This is a genomic window from Massilia sp. MP_M2, from assembly GCF_039123635.1.
GTDB lineage: Bacteria > Pseudomonadota > Gammaproteobacteria > Burkholderiales > Burkholderiaceae_D > Telluria.
The window spans coordinates 97277-115116 of sequence record NZ_JBCHJF010000005.1; the positions used below are offsets into that span (position 1 = coordinate 97277).

A 17840-nucleotide genomic window follows, 5' to 3' on the forward strand; every position below is an offset into this window, starting at 1 on the left:
CGGGACGGACGACGCAAACTGTTCCGCTAGGGTGGGTGACCGTGGCGCGCAGTACGCTACGGCGCGCTGGGTGACAGGCGATCGTATCGTGTCGTGACGAAAGTACCAGACCATTATAATGGACGCCTATTTCCCTCGCCTAAGCTCGCATGATCGAAACCGCTGTTCAATGGCTGCTTGACTTCGTTGCTGCGCCGACCGTCGGGCTGACCTCCGTCTTCATCATCAGTTTTATTTCCGCCACACTGCTGCCGCTCGGCTCCGAGCCGGCCGTGTTCGCGGTGATCAAGGCCAATCCGGCCATGTTCTGGCCCGCGATCCTCGTGGCCACCGTCGGCAATACGCTGGGCGGCGCGGTCGATTACTTCCTTGGCTACCGCGCCAAGGTGGCTTTTGCCAAAGAGCGCCAGAGCCGCTGGTTCGGCTGGCTCAAGCGTTACGGCGCCAAGACCATGTTGCTGTCGTGGCTGCCGGGCGTGGGCGATCCGCTGTGCACGCTGGCCGGCTGGCTGCACCTGCCGTTCTGGCCAAGCCTGATGTATATGGCGATCGGCAAGTTCGCGCGCTACCTGACCATGACGCTGGCGCTGCTGTACGTGCCGGACAGTTTCTGGAAGTCGCTCGGCGACATGCTGACGCGGATTACGGGATAGTCCCGACCCAGCTCAACCTTCCTTTCACCAAGAGAATTTGCCATGCTTGAACTGCGTCCCACCTGCGAACACTGCAACGTCGCGCTGCCACCGGCGTCGGAACAGGCGCGCATCTGCTCGTACGAATGCACGTTTTGCGCCACTTGCGTCGATACCGTCTTGCTCAACGTGTGCCCGAACTGCGGCGGCGGCTTCGTGCCACGCCCGATCCGGCCAGCGCAGAATCGCAAGAATGGCAATTATCTCGGCAACGACCCGGCCGGCACGACGGTAAAACACCGCCCCGTTGATCCGGGCGCGCACACCGCGTTCGCCGCGCCGCTGACGGATATCCCGCCGGCGCAGCGCTGAGCGCCCGCGTCATCAACCCAAGGACTCCGGCATGACCGACCGCCTTCCCGTACCCCTGGCCAAAGCCTACCGCCTGATGAACCACGGCCCGACGGTCCTGGTATCGACGCGCCACGGCGACGCCGTCAACGTGATGGCGGCCGCCTGGTCGATGCCGCTCGATTTCGATCCGCCCAAGGTGGCGGTGGTGATCGACAAGAACACGCTGACCCGCAGCCTGATCGAGGCGTCCGGCGAATTCGCGCTGAACGTGCCGTCGCGCGAGCTGGCGCGCCTGACCTTGCAGGTAGGATCGACGTCGGGCCGCGACGTGGATAAATTCGCGGCATTCGGCGCCGGCGCCTGGACCGGCGAACAGGTCGGCGCGCCACTGCTCGACGGCTGCCTGGCCTGGCTCGAGTGCCGCGTGCTCCCCGAACCGCATATCCAGGACACGTACGACCTGTTCCTGGGCGAAGTCGTGGCGGCCTGGGCCGATCCGGCGGTGTTTGCCGATGGCCACTGGAATCTGTCGGCAGGTGGCAAGAAGAGCATTCATTATGTGGCCGGTGGGCATTTCTTCGAGACCGGCGACGCCTTCGAGGTCCCGGACAGCCCGAGATAACGGTGCAAACCTGGCCGGACGACATATGCCATTCCTGTCGTCCGGCTTGATAAATACAGCCCGCATGCGTCTGCGGGTAAATAATGTTTGCATATCCCACACAGTATGAATATTTTGTTGCGTCGCGCGCAGCGGCAGGCGGGGCCGCTCCAAGCGTGGTGCAACGCAATACGATAGAATGAACGTCCTTCGGGCCTGTCCGACAGTCGACGAGTATTCATGAACGCCCCCGCACATATCCATACCCTGCTAGCCGATAACGCGCCCGCGCGCCTGCGCGAGATTCCGTACAACTACACCTCGTTCTCGGACCGCGAAATCGTGATCCGGCTGCTCGGTGAGGCGTCGTGGGAGTTGCTGGGCAGCTTGCGCGGCGCCCGCCAGACCGGCCGCTCCGCGCGCATGCTGTACGAGGTGCTGGGCGACATCTGGGTCGTGCGGCGCAATCCGTACCTGCAGGACGACATGCTGGACAACCCGAAGCGCCGGGCCAACCTGATCGAGGCGCTGCACCATCGCCTGGCCGAAGTCGACAAGCGCCGTACCACGGTCGATGCGCAGGACGACGGCGACCCGGCCGTGGCCGCAGCGCGCAGCAGCGCCGTCGAGCAGTTGCTGGCGGCCGCGCGCCGCGCGGTCGATGACTTCGGCCGCGAATTCTCCGAGACGTACGACCTGCGCAAGCGCGCCCTGAAGGTGCTGGGCGCGTACACCGAAAAGCGCAATATCCGCTTCGACGGCATGCACCGCATCTCGCACGTGACCGACGCCACCGACTGGCGCGTCGAGTATCCGTTTTTGGTGCTGGTGCCGGATACCGAAGACGAGATGGCCGGCCTGGTCAAGGGCTGCATCGAGCTGGGGCTGACCATCATCCCGCGCGGCGGCGGCACCGGCTATACGGGCGGCGCGATTCCGCTCACGCCCATGTCGGCCGTGATCAACACCGAAAAACTGATCGGCATCGGCGAGGTCGAAATGACCGCCATGCCGGGTCTGGACCGCGAGTACGCGACCATCCACACCTATGCGGGCGTGGTCACGCAGCGCGTGTCGCAGGCGGCCGAGAAGGCCGGCTTCGTGTTCGCGGTCGATCCGACCTCCGCGCACGCATCCTGCGTGGGCGGCAATATCGCGATGAACGCGGGCGGCAAGAAGGCCGTGTTGTGGGGCACTGCGCTCGACAACCTGGCCTCGTGGCGCATGGTCGACCCCAACGGCGACTGGCTCGATGTCACGCGCATCGGCCACAACCTGGGCAAGATCCACGATGCGCCGCAGGCCGAATTTCTGCTCGAATGGACGCATCCATCGGTCAAGGGCACACCGAAAGGCGCGCCATTCCGTACCGAGACCTTGATCATCGACGGCAAGCGCTTTCGCAAGGAAGGCCTGGGCAAGGACGTCACCGACAAATTCCTCTCCGGCCTGCCGGGCATCCAGAAAGAGGGCACCGACGGCCTGATTACATCGGGCCGCTGGATCCTGCACAAGATGCCGAAGTTCACGCGCACCGTGGCCCTCGAATTCTTTGGCCAGGCGCGCGACGCGATTCCATCGATCGTCGAGATCACCAATTACCTCAACGGCTTGCCGAAGAACGGCGACCCGGCATTTGCCACGCTGCGCCTGGCGGGCCTCGAGCACCTGGATGAGCGCTATCTGCGCGCGGTCGGCTACGCCACCAAGTCCAAGCGCGGCGTGCTGCCGAAGATGGCGCTGTTTGGCGACATCGTTGGCGACGACGAAAACGCGGTGGCGCTGGCCGCCTCGGAAGTGGTGCGTATCGCGAACACCCGCGTGGGCGAAGGGTTTGTCGCCGTCAGCCCCGAAGCGCGCAAGAAGTTCTGGCTCGACCGCGCCCGCACCGCGGCCATCGCGCGCCACACCAACGCCTTCAAGATCAACGAAGACGTGGTGATTCCGCTGCCACGCATGGGCGAATACACCGACGGCATCGAGCGCATCAACGTCGAGCTGTCGATCAAGAACAAATTGCAGCTGGCCGACGGCCTGCGCACCTACCTGGCCAGCGACCATCTGCCGCTGGCCAAGAGCGACGACGCCAGCAGCGGCGAAGGCGTCGAGCGCGACGAGATCATGGGCGACCGCCCGCTGCAGGCGCGCGCGCTGGTCGACCTGGTGACCAAACGCTGGAGCTTCATCCTGGCCAATCTGGATGCGCCGCTGGCCGACGTACGCGAGGGGCTCGAATCGCTCGGGCTCGACCATCTGTCGGGCGCGATCGATGCGCGCCTGGCGATCCAGCCCGATGCGCGCCTGTTCGACGCGGTGCAGGACCACACGGTGCGCATCTCGTGGAAAGCGGAGCTGCGCGCGCCGCTGCGCCAGATTTTCAACGGCAGCGCCTACACCTGCATCCTCGACGAGAGCACGGCGATCCACAAGCGCATCCTGCGTTCGCGCGTGTTCGTCGCGCTGCACATGCACGCCGGCGACGGCAACGTCCACACCAACCTGCCGGTGAACTCGGACGACTACGACATGCTGCAAGATGCGCACAAGGCGGTCGAGCGCATCATGAAGCTGGCGCGCTCGCTCGACGGCGTGATTTCGGGCGAACACGGAATCGGCATCACCAAGCTCGAATTCCTGAAGGACGAAGAAATCCAGGAGTTCCGCGACTATAAAATCCGCGTCGATCCGGAAGGGCGCTTCAACAAGGGCAAGCTGCTCAATCTGGAAGGCGCCCACGCCGACCTGCGCAACGCCTACACGCCGTCGTTCGGCCTGATGGGCCACGAGTCGCTGATCATGCAGCAAAGCGATATCGGCGAGATCGCCCACAGCATCAAGGACTGCCTGCGCTGCGGCAAGTGCAAGCCCGTCTGCACGACCCACGTGCCGCAGGCGAACCTGCTGTATTCGCCGCGCGACAAGATCCTGGCCACGTCGGCGCTGATCGAAGCGTTCCTGTACGAAGAGCAGACCCGCCGCGGTGTCTCGATCCGGCACTGGGAAGAGTTCGAGGACGTGGCCGACCACTGCACCGTGTGCCACAAGTGCGTCACGCCATGCCCCGTCAACATCGACTTCGGTGACGTGTCGATGAACATGCGTAACCTGCTGCGCAAGATGGACAAGCGCAGCTTCAAGCCGGCCAACCGCGCGGCGATGTTCTTCCTGAACGCCACCGATCCGACCACCATCAATGCTACGCGCAAGGTGATGGTTGATTTTGGCTTCAAGGCGCAGCGCTTCGGCAACCGCATGCTCAAGGGCTTTGCCAAGCCGCAGCTGGCGGCGCCAGCGCCAACGGTTGGCAAGGCGCCCGTGCGCGAGCAGGTCATCCACTTCATCAACAAGAAGATGCCGGGGAACCTGCCCAAGAAAACGGCGCGCGCGTTGCTGGACATCGAAGACGACAAGATCGTCCCGATCATCCGCAACCCCAAGAAGACCAATGCCGATACCGAGGCCGTGTTCTACTTCCCGGGCTGCGGGTCGGAGCGACTGTTCTCGCAGGTGGGCCTGGCCACGCAGGCGATGCTGTGGGAAGTGGGCGTGCAGACCGTGCTGCCGCCGGGTTACCTGTGCTGCGGTTATCCGCAGCGCGGCGCCGGCCAGTTCGACAAGGCCGAGAAGATGGTGACGGACAACCGCGTGCTGTTCCACCGCATGGCCAATACGCTCAACTACCTCGACATCAAGACGGTGCTGGTTTCGTGCGGCACCTGCTACGACCAACTGGCGACGTACCAGTTCGAGAAGATCTTCCCGGGCTGCCGCATCATGGACATCCATGAATACCTGCTCGAAAAAGGCGTCAAGCTCGAAGGCGTGAACGGCACCCGCTACATGTACCACGAGCCGTGCCACACGCCGATGAAGCTGCAGGATTCGATCAAGACGGTCAACGCGCTGGTGTCGACGGTGGACAACGTGAAGATCGAGAAGAACGACCGCTGCTGCGGCGAGTCGGGCACGTTTGCCGTTTCGCGCCCGGACATCGCGACCCAGGTCCGCTCGCGCAAGGAAGGCGAGATGGTCAAGGGTGCCGACAAGCTGCGCGAAGACGGCTTCAAGGGCGACGTCAAGATTCTCACCAGCTGCCCATCGTGCCTGCAGGGCCTGAGCCGTTACAACGACGATTCCGGCACCACGGCCGACTACATCGTCGTTGAAATCGCCAAGCACCTGCTGGGCGAGAACTGGCTCCCAGAGTACGTCGCCCGCGCCAATGCCGGCGGCATCGAGCGGGTGCTGGTATGACGGCGTTGCGCGAGCCAGGCTGCGAGTTGTGCGAGCTCGCCGCGCCTGCTGCCTGGGCCGGCGAGAAGTTCAGCGTCATCGTCGTCGACGACGCCAACTATCCCGGCTTTTGCCGCGTGATCTGGCACGACCATGTGCGCGAGATGAGCGACCTGTCTGCGGATGACCGCTTGCTGATCAACGACGCCGTGTTCCAGGTGGAGGCGGCGGTACGCGAGGTGATGCAGCCATTGAAGGTCAATGTGGCCAGCCTCGGCAACGTAGTGCCGCACCTGCACTGGCATGTCATTCCGCGCTACGCCGACGATGCGCATTTCCCGGCGCCTGTCTGGGCGCAGGCGGTGCGCGCGACAGAACCTGCTATCCTCGCGGCGCGTCGTGCGCTGCACGACCAATTGGGCGCCGCCATCGCGCGCCGTTTTTCCTGAATAGAGAGTGTCATGCCCCATCCTACCGAATTGACTGTCCACCAGAAATCGCGCGTGCTCGACGTCGCCTACGACGACGGCAGCGCCTTTTCGCTCCCGTTCGAATATCTGCGCGTGTATTCGCCATCGGCCGAAGTGAAGGGCCATGGCCCCGGCCAGGAAGTGCTGCAACTGGGCAAGCGCGAAGTCGGCATCGCCGACGTCGAGCAGGTCGGCAACTACGCGATCAAGCCAACTTTCTCGGACGGCCACGATTCCGGCATCTTCAGCTGGGATTATCTGTATGAGCTGGGCCGCAGCCAGGAATCGCTGTGGAAGCAGTACGTGGCGCGCCTGCAGGCGGCCGGCTACGACGAAGAGAGCGGCCGCGCGCCGGTGACGCAGTTCGCACAGGTGGCGGCGGCGAAATCGGGCGGCGGCGGTTGCGGTTCGGGCAGCTGCGGCTGCTGATTTGGCGGCGAACTGGCTGTCAGCCGGCCTCGTATAAAGGTCAATGTAACAGTGAGTATGTAACAGTAATATACTGTCGATAACAATTACGTTTCCACAAAGATTTATTGTTAAGTGACTGTTTATTAGAAGTTTTTTCCGGTGGCATGGTTAATGCTAACTACCAGGTTTCAATCCACCGGAGACCTTCATGAAAAACGCATTGGTTCCTTGGCTGGCATCGGTATTGCTGATGTCGGCTTCCGTGACACACGCTGTAGAAATCACGTACGCCTACGCAGTCGCGGCGGACGGGTCTGGCAAAACCAGTCTGCAAACGAACAACGTGTTTGTCGAAACGTTCGATGCACCTGGTGGGGGGCCGACGATGGCCGCCGATATGGTCGCTATCTCGACCGTGTCAGGCGGCGCGCTGGGCTATGCGCAAGGGCATCTCCCGGGCGTGTACGCAGCACCGGCCAACGACACGACCTATTTTGCCTATGGTCCGAGCGCCGGCAGCAGCACGACCAGTTCAGAAATCAATTTCAACTATACGGGCTTGCTGAACTCTCTCGGCGGCGGGGCAAGCCTGAACTATCTGGGCCTGTATTACGGATCGATCGATATGTACAACGACCTGATCTTCTATAACGCTGTCGGCGCCGTCATCCAGACGGTGACGGGTGCTTCGCTGATCGACATGTTCCAGGGCGAGCCGGGCAACCAGAACGCGGATACCTCGAACATCTATGTCAATCTGTTCTTCACACCCGAAGAAGAGTTCACGTCGTTCAGCTTCAGAACCACCGCCCGCGCGTTCGAGGTCGATAACCTGGTGGTTGGCTATAACGTTGCGCCGGTCCCAGAACCGGCCTCGCTCGCGTTGCTCGGCCTCGGCCTGGCAGGTCTCGGTCTGGCACGTCGTCGCATCAGCAAATAACCTTGTTGCTATCGGATTGAAAAACCTCCCTGACGGGAGGTTTTTTTTCGTGGAGCACACAGGCGCGGGCCAACAGCCGGGGCCCAACAGCCGGGGTCAGGTCTGACATTCAGACACGACCTCAGCTTTAACCACTTGCGATGGTGTCTTGCCCGTATCAGCATTGCCCCACGCCAGCCGGTTTGGGATAGCCGACTGTCGAGATCGTGTCCGAATGTCAGACCTGACCCCCGCTTTTCTGTCGAATGTCAGACCTGACCCCCGCTTTTCTGTCGCCACAAAGACAAAGAGCACATCCGAAGATGTGCTCTTTTGCGTTGCTTGCCCGCCGTGGCGGGCCAGCGGACCTTAAGCTTGCGGCTGGATGTTCGAAGCCTGCTTGCCTTTAGGACCGGTGGTGACGTCGAACGTCACGCGCTGGTTTTCTTGCAGCGACTTGAAGCCGTTGGCGTTGATCGCCGAGAAGTGTGCGAACAGATCTTCGCCGCCGCCGTCAGGCGTGATGAAACCGAAACCTTTTGCGTCATTGAACCACTTAACAATGCCAGTCGCCATTTTTATTCCCTCAAAAATTAATTTTACGTTGATGCCCTGTTTGCGTACCTAGGACAAAAACCAGGGTGACGCCTTACATTGCGAATCTGATTATAGGGCAAACTCTTAAATTGGAAGCAAGATTTTTCAATCGTCTCCGTATTTACCACAAGTCATCCCCCCTGCATGACCAATTTCAAGGATAAATTTCTGGTTAGAAAGTCATTGGCACACGCAGCGTCAGCGTCACGTCCGGCGTGTCACGCGTGATGCCAGCGCCGACGGCGATGTTGAGCGAGCGTTTCGGACTGAGGCGGTAGGAGTACCCCAGCAGCAGGGTTCCCAGCTGTGTGCGTACCGCGCCGATCGAGGTCGCGCCGTTCTGACGCATGCGCCCGATCGTGCTGTGATCGTAGCCCAGGCTCAGCGACGCTTTGTCGTTGAGCGCCAGGCCCATGCCGAAGTTAAAGCCCAGCACGGCGCCCGGTTGCAGCGAGCCGAGCGGTTCACGCTCGCCATTGCGCACCACGCGTGTCACGTCGTCGCGCTTGAAGTTGTGCACGTAGCTCAGGCTGCCGAAGAACACGGCCGGATCGGATGGATACAGCCAGGTCAGCGTGCCTTGCAGTGAGTGGAAGCCCGAGCCGGTGGGCAGGTCCAGCGGCAAGCCGGTGCCGGTGACGTTCTCGCCAATGCAGCGACGTTCGCAGTCGGTGACCACTTCGAACGGGTCGCGACCTGTCCGGCTCTTGTAGCGCAGGCCGGCAATGTAATAGCCCTTGTCGGCGCCGCCGTTATTGAGTTGGTAGCGGCCGGCGACTTCGACGTCGCCCATGCCCTTGCCGGTCGTATCGAACACGCGTTCGACCGCCGTGCCGGTGAATATTTCCCGGCTGACGGTGGCATCGGAGCGGTACACATACGGCACCTTGACCTCGACTTCCATCCGGTTGTTGATGCCGGTGCGGCCGGTGATCGCGGTGGTGAAGGTATTGCGTTTGATTTCACGCACGTCCACCAAGCCAATCAGCAGGGCTGGAATCACCGTGTAGCCAACCAGGGCCACGCGGTTGCTCGACGAGTAGCCGTATTGCATCGATGGCTCGAGCACGTACGTGCCACGCGCCGTGAGCACGCCCGGCTGGTCGCCGATCGGTGCCACTTCCGGCGGTCGATTCGGTTGCTGGCGGCTGGTGTTTTGCGCTTGCGCCGGTGCGGTGGCCCGGGCCGGCGCAGGGGCGGGCATGCCGGGCTGGTCCGGGCGGGGCTGTGGCGGCAGCGGTGCCGGTACACCCGTCACTATCTGCGGCAGTGCGGGCGGCTCGGCCACCGGCGCCTGGCCGCTCATCGCGCCGCCCGTACCGCGCTGCTGCGACAGCAGCACGCCATCCGCTGGCGTGCCCATGCGTTGCAATTGCTCGCGCTGCGCCTGCACTTCCTGCAGCAGGCGATTGACCAGCGCGCGCTGCTGCGCCAGTTCGTCCTTTAATTGCGACAGTTCGGTAGAGAATGGCTGTGCGCCATGATTCGACAGGGGGACACCTTGTTGAGCGAGTACGGGCGGCGCCAGAAGGGCCGCCGCCAGGCCCGCAGCGCCGAGCCGCGCGACGTGTGGATACATCCAGATTCTCCAGAGTGGTTGTTGATGGTTTTGTCGTTTTATAGTCCGCCCGGGGAACGCACGACGGCGTCACGGATCGTCGACTGGAAATTGATGTCCTTGATCAGCGACATGCTGTTGACGGTCGACGAGATGGTGGTCGCCGTGCGGATATCCTGGCCGCTGAGCGTGTTCTGGAGCAGCGTTGCGCCATTGGGCAGGTTGAGGTCGGCAGCGGCGTAGTTGTTGCCGCCGATCTGGATCATCCGCGCCGCGCCCAGCGCATCCTGGGTCAGGCGCGCCTGCTCGGCCGTCATGGCCGCCAGGTCGGGAATGGCGATGTTGGTGCGCGCCATGATTTCGCCATTGACCGACACGACACGCTCGATCCCGAGCGAGAGCGACAGGCCGCCGGCCACCTCGAAGCCGCCACGGGCGGCGTCCAGGGCGGCGGCGTCAACCGGTATGCCAAGCGCCGGTATGAATGACTCGGCCGCCTGGGCGAGCGGCAGGGCACCCGTGAGCAGGCCCAGCAGGACAGTGTGCAAAGGGTAGGGTGGAAGGCGCATGGCAGGTCCCCGTTAAAAATCGCCCGGCCCGAACTTGGGCAAGGTTGCGCTGAGCTGGTCCTGGTGCATGCCGATGCCCAGCGGCGCACGCGGCGCGCCACGCCAGTCTTCCGGCGTGTTGAAGGCGACCTGGTCCTTGTGGCTGTGGATCACGAACAGGATCTTGTTGCGCCAGATTTCCTGGAACCGCTCCATGCTCACGACGCGGTTGCCGGTGGAAGGATCGCCAATCAGGATGCGGCCGTCCTCGGCACCCTTGATGACGACGAAATGGTTGAAGCCGCGGTCGGTGATCAGAACGATGGCCGGCAGTTCTTCGGCGATCAGTTTTTCAATGGGCAGCTTGAAGCCGTCAGCGCGAAAGCCGCGCGTGGCGAGAAAACGCTGCATGTCGAGCAGCGAAAACCCTTCTTTATGAATCTTGTCCTGGTCGCCGCTGGCGTACATCTGCTGGAACACGTCCTGCTCGAGGGTGGGCGTGTGATAGTGGTGCGACAGCAAGGTGGCCAGCGCGGCGGCGCCGCAGCTGTAGTCATATTGCTGGCGCAGCGTACGCTGGAATTTGATGTCCCTGAGACTGGTCACCGGCACGTTGACGCGCCCGACCACGGCAAGATCCAGCGCACTCGCACTGTGCGGCGCAAGGAGGGCGCCGCACAGTGCGATGAGCAGCACCAAGTAAGGGCCTGGTGTCATGTTCATTGCAATTGCAGGTTGATGACGGTCGCGTTCTGGATCAGGACGTTCGCGCCAGAATTCTGGATCACGACCGGCAAGCCCGACGAGTTGGCGAACGAGCCACCACTGATCACGTTCATGCCGCTGGTAACGTTGGTGGCCGTGTTGTTGCCGACCGTGCCGCGCAGCGTCGCCTCGGTGGTGATGATGTCGGTGCCGCCGCGCAGGTCGCCCAGCACAGCGGCGTCGGTGGTGGTGCCCCAGCCGCTCGCGAGATCGTCGCCGTCGGCCGGCGCCACGTTCACTGTCGACAGGAAGCTCACCACCACCGGCAGTCTGGCCGGCTCGTTGACCTGGGCCGCCGATGGCAAAACAGCGCCTGCCGTCAGCAATAGAAATCCAATCTGGTGTAATTTTTTCATGATGCCTCGCTCGAAAGAGCCGCCATGCGGGCAAAGCGCCGCATGGCGGGAGTGCAGCACGCGCAGCGTGATCGCTGCGCGTGCTGCACCCATTGCCTGATTACTGGCCTGCGCCGCCGACGCTCAAGTTCGACTGCACGTTGACGCTTTGCTGGATCAGCGAGGAGAAGCCATTGTTCTGGCTGATGATCGAGATACCGGCTGCCGACTGGGCGATGTTGTTCATCGAGTTCGACATGTCGAAGGAGCCGGAGCTGACGTTGTTGGTGCCGCCATTGCCGCCGGTGCCCGAGCCGCCGAAGCCGCCGGTACCTGCACCGGCCATCATTTCGCCGCCCGAGCCGCCTGCGCCGGATGTGGTTGCACCACCGGCACCGCCGCTGCCGCCGGCGCCCGAGCTTGCATCACCCGAGCTCGCCGAGCCGCCCGTGGCCGAGCCGCCAGTTGCTGCGCCGCCCGCGCCGCTGGCACCGGTCGATGCGGTCGCTTCAGCGCCCGAACCACCCATGCCGCCGGTGCCTGCCGTACCGCCCTGGCCGGCGCCGCCGGCGCCGCCGGTGCCGGTCGCACCGTTGCCTCCCGTGCCCGCCGTGCCTGCTGCGCCCGAACCACCGGCACCTGCCGTGCCGGTGGCGCCTGCGCCGCCCGTGCCGGCCAGTGCCGCGCCGGCGCCCCCGGTGCCACCGGTCGACGCGCCGCCCGCTGCGCCGCTACCCGAGGTGTTCGACGATGCGGCGCCCGAGCCGGCGCCGCCGCCGGCTGCACCGGCACCACCCGCACCCGCCATCGAGTCGCCCGCGCCGTTGGTGCTGGCGCCGCTGGTCGGGCTGCCGGCCGTGCTGGTGCCACCGGTATTGGTCGATGCGCCGCTGGCGCCGCCGGCCGCTGCCGGATCGCTGCCCGGCGTGCCGCCGGCACCCGTCGTGGCCGTGGCGTCGCCGATGCTGGCCCCGCCACCGCTGGCGCCGTTCGAGGCGGTCAGGCTCGAGCCTGACGAGGTGCCACCCATGCCGCCTGCGCCGCCCAGGCCGCCCGCGCCGCCTGCGCCGCCGGATGCCCAGCCGGTATTGCCGCCCGCGCCGCCTGCGCCGCCTGTGGCCGCGCCGCTGCCGCCACCATTGCCGCCGGCCAGCGAGCCGGTCGAGCCGCCTGCGCCACCGGTGGCCGCGCCGCCTTCCGCGCCCGCGCCGCCATTGGCCGCGCCGCCCATTGCGCCCGAGCCGCCTGTGCCGACGCCGCCTGCGGCGCCGTTGCCGCCGGCAGCGTAACCGCCCATGGCGCCGGATGCGCCTGAACCGCCCGTGGCGCTTGCAGAACCCGTTGCGCCGCCGTCGCCACCGGCGGCGTTACCGACGGTTGATGCGCCCGTCGAGGCCGTGCCAGCGGCAGCGTAGCCTGTCGCACCACCTGCCGCGCCTGCCGCGCCCGAGGCTGCGCCGCCGGCTGCACCGGTGCCGTTGGCCCCGCCGCCATTGCCTACGCCGCCGGCGGCGCCGGAACCGGATGCGCCGTTGGCGCCGCCCGAGTTCTGCGCGGTGTTGCCGATGTTGCTGATGGTGTTGCCGCTGACGTTGCCCGTCAGGCTGCTCGTGGCGGTCGCCGACGAAGTGTTGAACGAATTGGCCACCGACGAGCTGGCGGTGCCGCCGTTGTTGGCGGCTGCTGCGCCGGCAACTTCGGCACGGGCGTCACCCGAGCTGTTGTTCTGGCCCGAGCTGTCCTGGCTGCTGTCGCTGCTGTTGGTGGTCGTGGTGGTGGTGGCGGTGTTGGTCGTGTCGTTGCTGTCAATCTGCGTGTTGCTGGTGTTGTTGCGGGTGTCGGATTGATTGCTGGTCTGGCTGTTGCTGTTGGTCGTCGTGTTGTTCGTGACGCGGTTGTCCGAGTTGTCCACCTGGTTGTTGACAGTGCTCGTATTGGTGTTCGTGTTGGTGTTGGTCGCCGTGTTGTTGCTGTCGTTCTGGCTATTGTTGGTGTTGGTGTTGGTGCTGGTGTTGGTGTTGGTGTTGGTTGCCGTGTTGTTGCTGTCGTTCTGACTGTTGTTGGTGTTGGTGTTGGTCGCCGTGTTGTTGCTGTCGTTCTGGCTGTTGTTGGTATTGGTGCTGGTGTTGGTTGCCGTGTTGTTGCTGTCGGCCTGGCTGTTATTGGTGTTGGTCGCGATATTGTTGCTGTTCGACTGGCTGTTGTCGGTGTTGGTGCTCGTTGCGGTATTGTTGCTGTTGCGGGAATCGGTCAGCGAGCTGTTGTCCGTGTTGGTATTGGTGGTATTGGTCATCGTCGACGTTTGGGTATTGCCGCCACGGACGTCGTTCACGGTGTTCTCTTGTGCGTGGGCCATGCTGAAAGCCAGGGCGATCGCGGTAGCCAGGATAGTGCGCTTCATTGTTGCTCCCCTAATATCGTGGTTTACGTTCCCGAGGTCTCATGACGCCCGGTCCACTTCCGTATTAGCAGGTGTCGTGCCAGCAAAGGCCGCTTGAGCAAGTCGTTGATTTTGTAGGACTAATTTGATGAGTTCGCCAGCCTTGCAGCCGAACGATGAAGCACACCAATAGCTGAAACGACAAGTGTCCCGCGCTTGTTACAGTGTTGCAGAACTACTCAAAAAACTGTATCAAATTGCAAGCGACGATGACGGTTTGTAGAGCGAATGCGGTACGCCAGCGTGCTGCCGTCTGGCAAGCAGGCTGCTTAAAAACGCTGTAAATTCAAGGGGGAACGCGGTAGGACGGGGCTGACGCGGGATGAAGGTTCGCGCCTACACCGAGATTTCGTGCTTGGCCATCAGGCGATACAGCGTCATGCGCGATACACCCAGTTCGCGCGCTGCCCGGCTGATGTTGTTGCCGCTGCGGGCCAGGCTTTCGCCGATGGCCACGCGTTCGGCGCTCAGGCGCGACGTGCCCAGGCCAGCGCCGTTCGGGCAGATGGGACCGACACACGGCAGGTCGAGGTCTTCCGGCATCACCAGGCGATGTTCGGCCAGGACCATTGCGCGGCGCACGCGATTGATCAGCTCGCGTACATTGCCGGGCCAGTCGTAGCGCGCCATCGCTTGCAAGGCTTCGCGGCTCACGCCCTTGAGCTGCGCACTGCGTTCACTGGCGAACTTGTTGAAGATGAGATCGGTCAGCAGCGGCAAGTCTTCCTTGCGTTCACGCAGCGCCGGAACGCGGATCGGAAACACGCTGAGGCGGTAGTACAGGTCTTCGCGGAAGCGCCCTTCGGCCACGGCCTGGGGCAAGTCGACGTGGGTGGCGGTGATCACGCGTGCATCGACCGCGATCGTGCGGGTGCCGCCGACGCGGTAGATCACGCGCTCTTGCAGGAAACGCAGCAAGCTTGCCTGGAGGTCCAGCGGCAGGTCGCCGATCTCGTCGAGGAAAATACTGCCGCCCGACGCCGCTTCGAGCAGGCCCTGCTTGTCGCGCATGGCGCCGGTGAAGGCGCCCCGTTCGTGGCCGAACAGTTCCGAGTGGATCAGCGTCGGCGCCATGGCCGCGCAATTGATGGCGATGAACGGGCCAGTGGCGCGCGGCGAACGCAGATGGATTTCCTGCGCCGCCAACTCCTTGCCGCTGCCACTTTCCCCGCAGATCAGGACCGGTGCATCGACAGCGGCGATCTTGTCGATGTGCGAACGCAGGCGGGCGATCGCGGCGGACGTGCCGTCGATGTGACTCACGCGCAGCGCGCTCTCGGACGGCGCCGCACGCGTGGCCATCGTCGCCATGCCGTGGGCGTGCCCCAGCGAGTGCTCCAGCCGCAGCGTGTCGACTGGCAGCGTATGAAAGTCGACCAGATGCGCCGCGATCAGTTCGCGCAGGGCCGGCTCGACGAGCCGGCACGCGTCGAAGACGCCGACCCAGCGCATGTGGTGATGCTGGTGCAGGAAGCGTTCGAGTTCGGCATCGTCGGCACTGTCACTGCTGTCGAGCAGCAGGCCCACGCCGTAGTGTTGCTGGGACAAGACCTTGCGCGCCGCAGCCAGATGCTCGACCACGCAGACGTCCCAGCCGGGCAGGGCGCCATGGCAGGCACGGGCGTGCGCACTGCCCTCACGCGTAACGCAGATCAGTCGTTTTACAGGCACCGGTAACCTCATCAAGACTGGTGGGCACCCACTACGCGGCGATGCATCCCGACACACCACGGGAGCCATCAACGTCGGTGGGGGCAACGTCCGGCGTTTGCCGGCTGAAAAACTGTGTCAATTAAACCAAAAATGCGGCAAGCATGGCGCACAAATATTGATAAATATCTAAGTAAAAATGCGAAATTGAACCAAGTGTTTGATTTTTCGCATAACCATCTGAAAATAGATCTTGTCTCTTGCTGATGATCTTAGTCGTGCCGCGCGGCTTGGAGAAGAGGTACGCATGATGATTTTCTCTTAATTGCGCGTTGTTGCGCAGATGCGTTGTGGGTAACCAACAAGTGTGAAAAGTTGAATCCAGGCAGGTGGATGACGCGTAGTCAGCGCTACCTGCGCCCGCCCCGTGGCCCGTCGCGGTCGGCCACCTCAGCAGCGCGGCCCTCCTGCCGGGTCCTTGTATAATGTGGCAACCCCCAACCTGCGTGCCACTATGACAAACACCACCCACTTCGGCTACAAGACCGTCGCCGAGGACCAGAAAGTCCAGGAAGTCGCCAAGGTCTTCCACTCGGTCGCCGCGAAGTACGATGTCATGAACGATCTGATGTCGGCCGGCCTGCACCGCGCCTGGAAACTGTTCACGATCGCACAGGCGGGCGTACGACCCGGCTTCAAGGTGCTCGATATCGCCGGCGGCACGGGCGATCTGGCCAAGGCCTTCGCGAAGCAGGCAGGCAAGACGGGCGAAGTCTGGCTCACCGACATCAACGAGTCGATGCTGCGCGTTGGCCGTGATCGTCTCTTGAATAAAGGGCTTGTCACCCCAACCATGTTGTGCAATGCCGAAAAGCTGCCGTTCCCCGACAATTACTTTGACCGGGTCAGCGTGGCCTTCGGCCTGCGCAACATGACGCACAAGGATCAGGCACTGGCCGAAATGCACCGCGTGCTCAAGCCGGGCGGCAAGTTGCTGGTGCTTGAATTCTCGAAAGTGATCGCGCCACTGCAAAAGCCGTATGACGTGTATTCGTTCTCGGTGCTGCCGTGGCTGGGCCAGAGGATCGCGGGCGACGCCGAAAGTTATCGCTACCTGGCCGAATCGATCCGCATGCATCCCGACCAGGACACCCTGAAGGGCATGCTGCAAGACGCGGGACTGGAGCGGGTCCAGTATTTCAACCTGACGGCAGGTGTGGCCGCTTTGCACACCGGTATCAAGCTGTAGTTTTCACCGCAGTTTCAACAAAGGACGGAGACAATGAAAAAATTCCTGGTCACGACGCTCCTCGCAGTCACCGCATTCTCGATGGTGGCCGAGGCCTTCGCACGCCCGATGGGTGGCAAGCGCTCGGTCGGCCGTCAGTCGCAGGCCGTGCGCCAGATGCCGGCCCCGGCGCCGGCGCCTGCACAGAACATGCAACGCCAGACCCCGAACCAGGCCACGCCAGCCGCCGCCGGTGCTGGCGCTGCGGGCGCTGCTGCTGCCGCCAAGAAACCAAGCATGATGCGCAATATCCTTGGCGGTGCACTGCTGGGTCTTGGATTGGGCATGCTGCTGTCACACCTGGGCATTGGCGGCGCGATGGCCAGCATCATCGCGGGCATCCTGATGTTCGCGCTGTTCGGCCTCGTCATCCTGTTCCTGGTGCGCATGTTCCGCCGCAAGGACACGCCGGCCAATCCATCTGCAGCCGGTTTCGGTGGCTTCAAGCCACAGGCGGCCGGCGCAGCTGGCACGCCCGAGATCGGCTCTGGCCTGCGTCCGCAGCCGACCGCATTCCAGGGTGGCGTCGCGCTCGAGAAAGACCGGGGCGGCCTGAATGCATCGGGTTTCGGTAATGCTGCCGCACCGGCAGCGCACCAGCAATGGGGCGTGCCGGGCGACTTCGACAGCGAGAGCTTCCTGCGTCACGCGAAGTCGTCGTTCATTCGCATGCAGGCAGCCTGGGATCGTGGCGACGCCAACGACCTGCGCGAATTCACGTCGCCGGAAGTGTTCGCTGAACTCAAGCTTCAGATCCAGGAACGCGGCGCGGTCGCCGACTTCACCGACGTCGTCAACGTCGACGCGCAGTTGCTGGGTATCGAGCAGACGGCCACCGACTACCTGGCCAGCGTGCAGTTCAATGCCATGATCCGCAGCGCAAAAGACGCATTGCCAGAGCCATTCGTCGAGGTCTGGAACATGTCCAAGCCGCTGTCGGGCGCGGGTGGTTGGGTGCTGGCTGGCATTCAGCAGCCGAACTGACTGCGATCTAAGCGAACCGGAATTATTTTGTTTGCCGATTCCGTAACACCGGGTG

Annotated in this window: 16 protein-coding genes; 9 read left to right on the forward strand and 7 right to left on the reverse strand. The window is 63.5% G+C overall.

Going from position 1 to position 17840, the window contains the following annotated elements; translation table 11 throughout:
- The first annotated feature begins 149 nt into the window (after positions 1 to 149).
- From RCH14_RS12960 to RCH14_RS12990, 7 genes are all read left to right on the forward strand, one after another.
- A complete protein-coding gene (locus RCH14_RS12960; RefSeq protein WP_343026510.1) occupies positions 150 to 653 on the forward strand; it encodes a YqaA family protein in 504 nt (167 codons plus the stop codon).
- Positions 654 to 695: 42 nt separating this feature from the next.
- Complete coding sequence (locus tag RCH14_RS12965) at positions 696 to 1004, forward strand: DUF1272 domain-containing protein (protein WP_343026511.1); 309 nt, start codon at positions 696 to 698, stop codon at positions 1002 to 1004.
- A 31-nt stretch (positions 1005 to 1035) separates the two neighbouring features.
- Positions 1036 to 1608, forward strand: a complete 573-nt coding sequence (locus tag RCH14_RS12970; protein ID WP_343026512.1) for a flavin reductase family protein — start codon at positions 1036 to 1038, stop codon at positions 1606 to 1608.
- Positions 1609 to 1827: 219 nt separating this feature from the next.
- Complete coding sequence (locus tag RCH14_RS12975; protein ID WP_343026513.1) at positions 1828 to 5841, forward strand: DUF3683 domain-containing protein; 4014 nt, start codon at positions 1828 to 1830, stop codon at positions 5839 to 5841.
- On the forward strand, positions 5838 to 6269 hold the full coding sequence (locus RCH14_RS12980) for an HIT family protein (RefSeq protein WP_343026514.1): 432 nt from the start codon (positions 5838 to 5840) through the stop codon (positions 6267 to 6269). Before RCH14_RS12975 ends, RCH14_RS12980 begins: the two co-directional genes overlap by 4 nt.
- A gap of 12 nt (positions 6270 to 6281) precedes the next feature.
- Positions 6282 to 6719, forward strand: a complete 438-nt coding sequence (locus tag RCH14_RS12985) for a DUF971 domain-containing protein (protein ID WP_343026515.1) — start codon at positions 6282 to 6284, stop codon at positions 6717 to 6719.
- A 190-nt stretch (positions 6720 to 6909) separates the two neighbouring features.
- Positions 6910 to 7641, forward strand: a complete 732-nt coding sequence (locus RCH14_RS12990) for a PEP-CTERM sorting domain-containing protein (RefSeq protein ID WP_343026516.1) — start codon at positions 6910 to 6912, stop codon at positions 7639 to 7641.
- 348 nt (positions 7642 to 7989) lie between these two features.
- Here RCH14_RS12990 and RCH14_RS12995 read toward each other — a convergent pair whose 3' ends face one another.
- From RCH14_RS12995 to RCH14_RS13025, 7 genes are all read right to left on the reverse strand, one after another.
- Positions 7990 to 8196 carry a cold-shock protein gene (locus RCH14_RS12995; protein WP_183554103.1) on the reverse strand — a complete coding sequence of 69 codons (207 nt, stop codon included), beginning with the start codon at positions 8194 to 8196 and terminating at the stop codon, positions 7990 to 7992.
- A 193-nt stretch (positions 8197 to 8389) separates the two neighbouring features.
- Positions 8390 to 9796, reverse strand: coding sequence for a hypothetical protein (locus tag RCH14_RS13000; protein ID WP_343026517.1), 1407 nt, complete (start codon positions 9794 to 9796; stop codon positions 8390 to 8392).
- A gap of 38 nt (positions 9797 to 9834) precedes the next feature.
- Complete coding sequence (locus RCH14_RS13005; RefSeq protein WP_343026518.1) at positions 9835 to 10344, reverse strand: hypothetical protein; 510 nt, start codon at positions 10342 to 10344, stop codon at positions 9835 to 9837.
- 12 nt (positions 10345 to 10356) lie between these two features.
- Positions 10357 to 11046, reverse strand: a complete 690-nt coding sequence (locus tag RCH14_RS13010) for a C39 family peptidase (protein ID WP_343026519.1) — start codon at positions 11044 to 11046, stop codon at positions 10357 to 10359.
- The gene (locus tag RCH14_RS13015) at positions 11043 to 11444 is read right to left on the reverse strand and encodes a hypothetical protein (protein WP_343026520.1); all 402 of its coding nucleotides are present in this window, start codon (positions 11442 to 11444) and stop codon (positions 11043 to 11045) included. The genes RCH14_RS13010 and RCH14_RS13015 overlap by 4 nt, the downstream gene beginning before the upstream one ends.
- A 100-nt stretch (positions 11445 to 11544) precedes the next feature.
- The gene (locus RCH14_RS13020) at positions 11545 to 13824 is read right to left on the reverse strand and encodes a hypothetical protein (protein WP_343026521.1); all 2280 of its coding nucleotides are present in this window, start codon (positions 13822 to 13824) and stop codon (positions 11545 to 11547) included.
- Between the two features lie 375 nt (positions 13825 to 14199).
- On the reverse strand, positions 14200 to 15534 hold the full coding sequence (locus tag RCH14_RS13025; RefSeq protein WP_343026522.1) for a sigma-54 dependent transcriptional regulator: 1335 nt from the start codon (positions 15532 to 15534) through the stop codon (positions 14200 to 14202).
- Positions 15535 to 16027: 493 nt separating this feature from the next.
- Between RCH14_RS13025 and ubiE the strand changes: the two genes are divergently transcribed.
- Entirely contained in the window at positions 16028 to 16762 is a 735-nt protein-coding gene (ubiE, locus tag RCH14_RS13030; protein WP_343026523.1) for a bifunctional demethylmenaquinone methyltransferase/2-methoxy-6-polyprenyl-1,4-benzoquinol methylase UbiE, read from the forward strand.
- A 33-nt stretch (positions 16763 to 16795) separates the two neighbouring features.
- A complete protein-coding gene (locus RCH14_RS13035) occupies positions 16796 to 17785 on the forward strand; it encodes a Tim44-like domain-containing protein (RefSeq protein ID WP_343026524.1) in 990 nt (329 codons plus the stop codon).
- Positions 17786 to 17840 lie beyond the last annotated feature (55 nt).

Bases quoted from the DNA above. Each gene is read 5' to 3' on its own strand.
- RCH14_RS12960 (WP_343026510.1), top strand. From the start codon at position 150: ATGATCGAAACCGCTGTTCAATGGCTGCTTGACTTCGTTGCTGCGCCG.
- RCH14_RS12965 (WP_343026511.1), top strand. From the start codon at position 696: ATGCTTGAACTGCGTCCCACCTGCGAACACTGCAACGTCGCGCTGCCA.
- RCH14_RS12970 (WP_343026512.1), top strand. From the start codon at position 1,036: ATGACCGACCGCCTTCCCGTACCCCTGGCCAAAGCCTACCGCCTGATG.
- RCH14_RS12975 (WP_343026513.1), top strand. From the start codon at position 1,828: ATGAACGCCCCCGCACATATCCATACCCTGCTAGCCGATAACGCGCCC.
- RCH14_RS12980 (WP_343026514.1), top strand. From the start codon at position 5,838: ATGACGGCGTTGCGCGAGCCAGGCTGCGAGTTGTGCGAGCTCGCCGCG.
- RCH14_RS12985 (WP_343026515.1), top strand. From the start codon at position 6,282: ATGCCCCATCCTACCGAATTGACTGTCCACCAGAAATCGCGCGTGCTC.
- RCH14_RS12990 (WP_343026516.1), top strand. From the start codon at position 6,910: ATGAAAAACGCATTGGTTCCTTGGCTGGCATCGGTATTGCTGATGTCG.
- RCH14_RS12995 (WP_183554103.1), bottom strand. From the start codon at position 8,196: ATGGCGACTGGCATTGTTAAGTGGTTCAATGACGCAAAAGGTTTCGGT.
- RCH14_RS13000 (WP_343026517.1), bottom strand. From the start codon at position 9,796: ATGTATCCACACGTCGCGCGGCTCGGCGCTGCGGGCCTGGCGGCGGCC.
- RCH14_RS13005 (WP_343026518.1), bottom strand. From the start codon at position 10,344: ATGCGCCTTCCACCCTACCCTTTGCACACTGTCCTGCTGGGCCTGCTC.
- RCH14_RS13010 (WP_343026519.1), bottom strand. From the start codon at position 11,046: ATGAACATGACACCAGGCCCTTACTTGGTGCTGCTCATCGCACTGTGC.
- RCH14_RS13015 (WP_343026520.1), bottom strand. From the start codon at position 11,444: ATGAAAAAATTACACCAGATTGGATTTCTATTGCTGACGGCAGGCGCT.
- RCH14_RS13020 (WP_343026521.1), bottom strand. From the start codon at position 13,824: ATGAAGCGCACTATCCTGGCTACCGCGATCGCCCTGGCTTTCAGCATG.
- ubiE (WP_343026523.1), top strand. From the start codon at position 16,028: ATGACAAACACCACCCACTTCGGCTACAAGACCGTCGCCGAGGACCAG.
- RCH14_RS13035 (WP_343026524.1), top strand. From the start codon at position 16,796: ATGAAAAAATTCCTGGTCACGACGCTCCTCGCAGTCACCGCATTCTCG.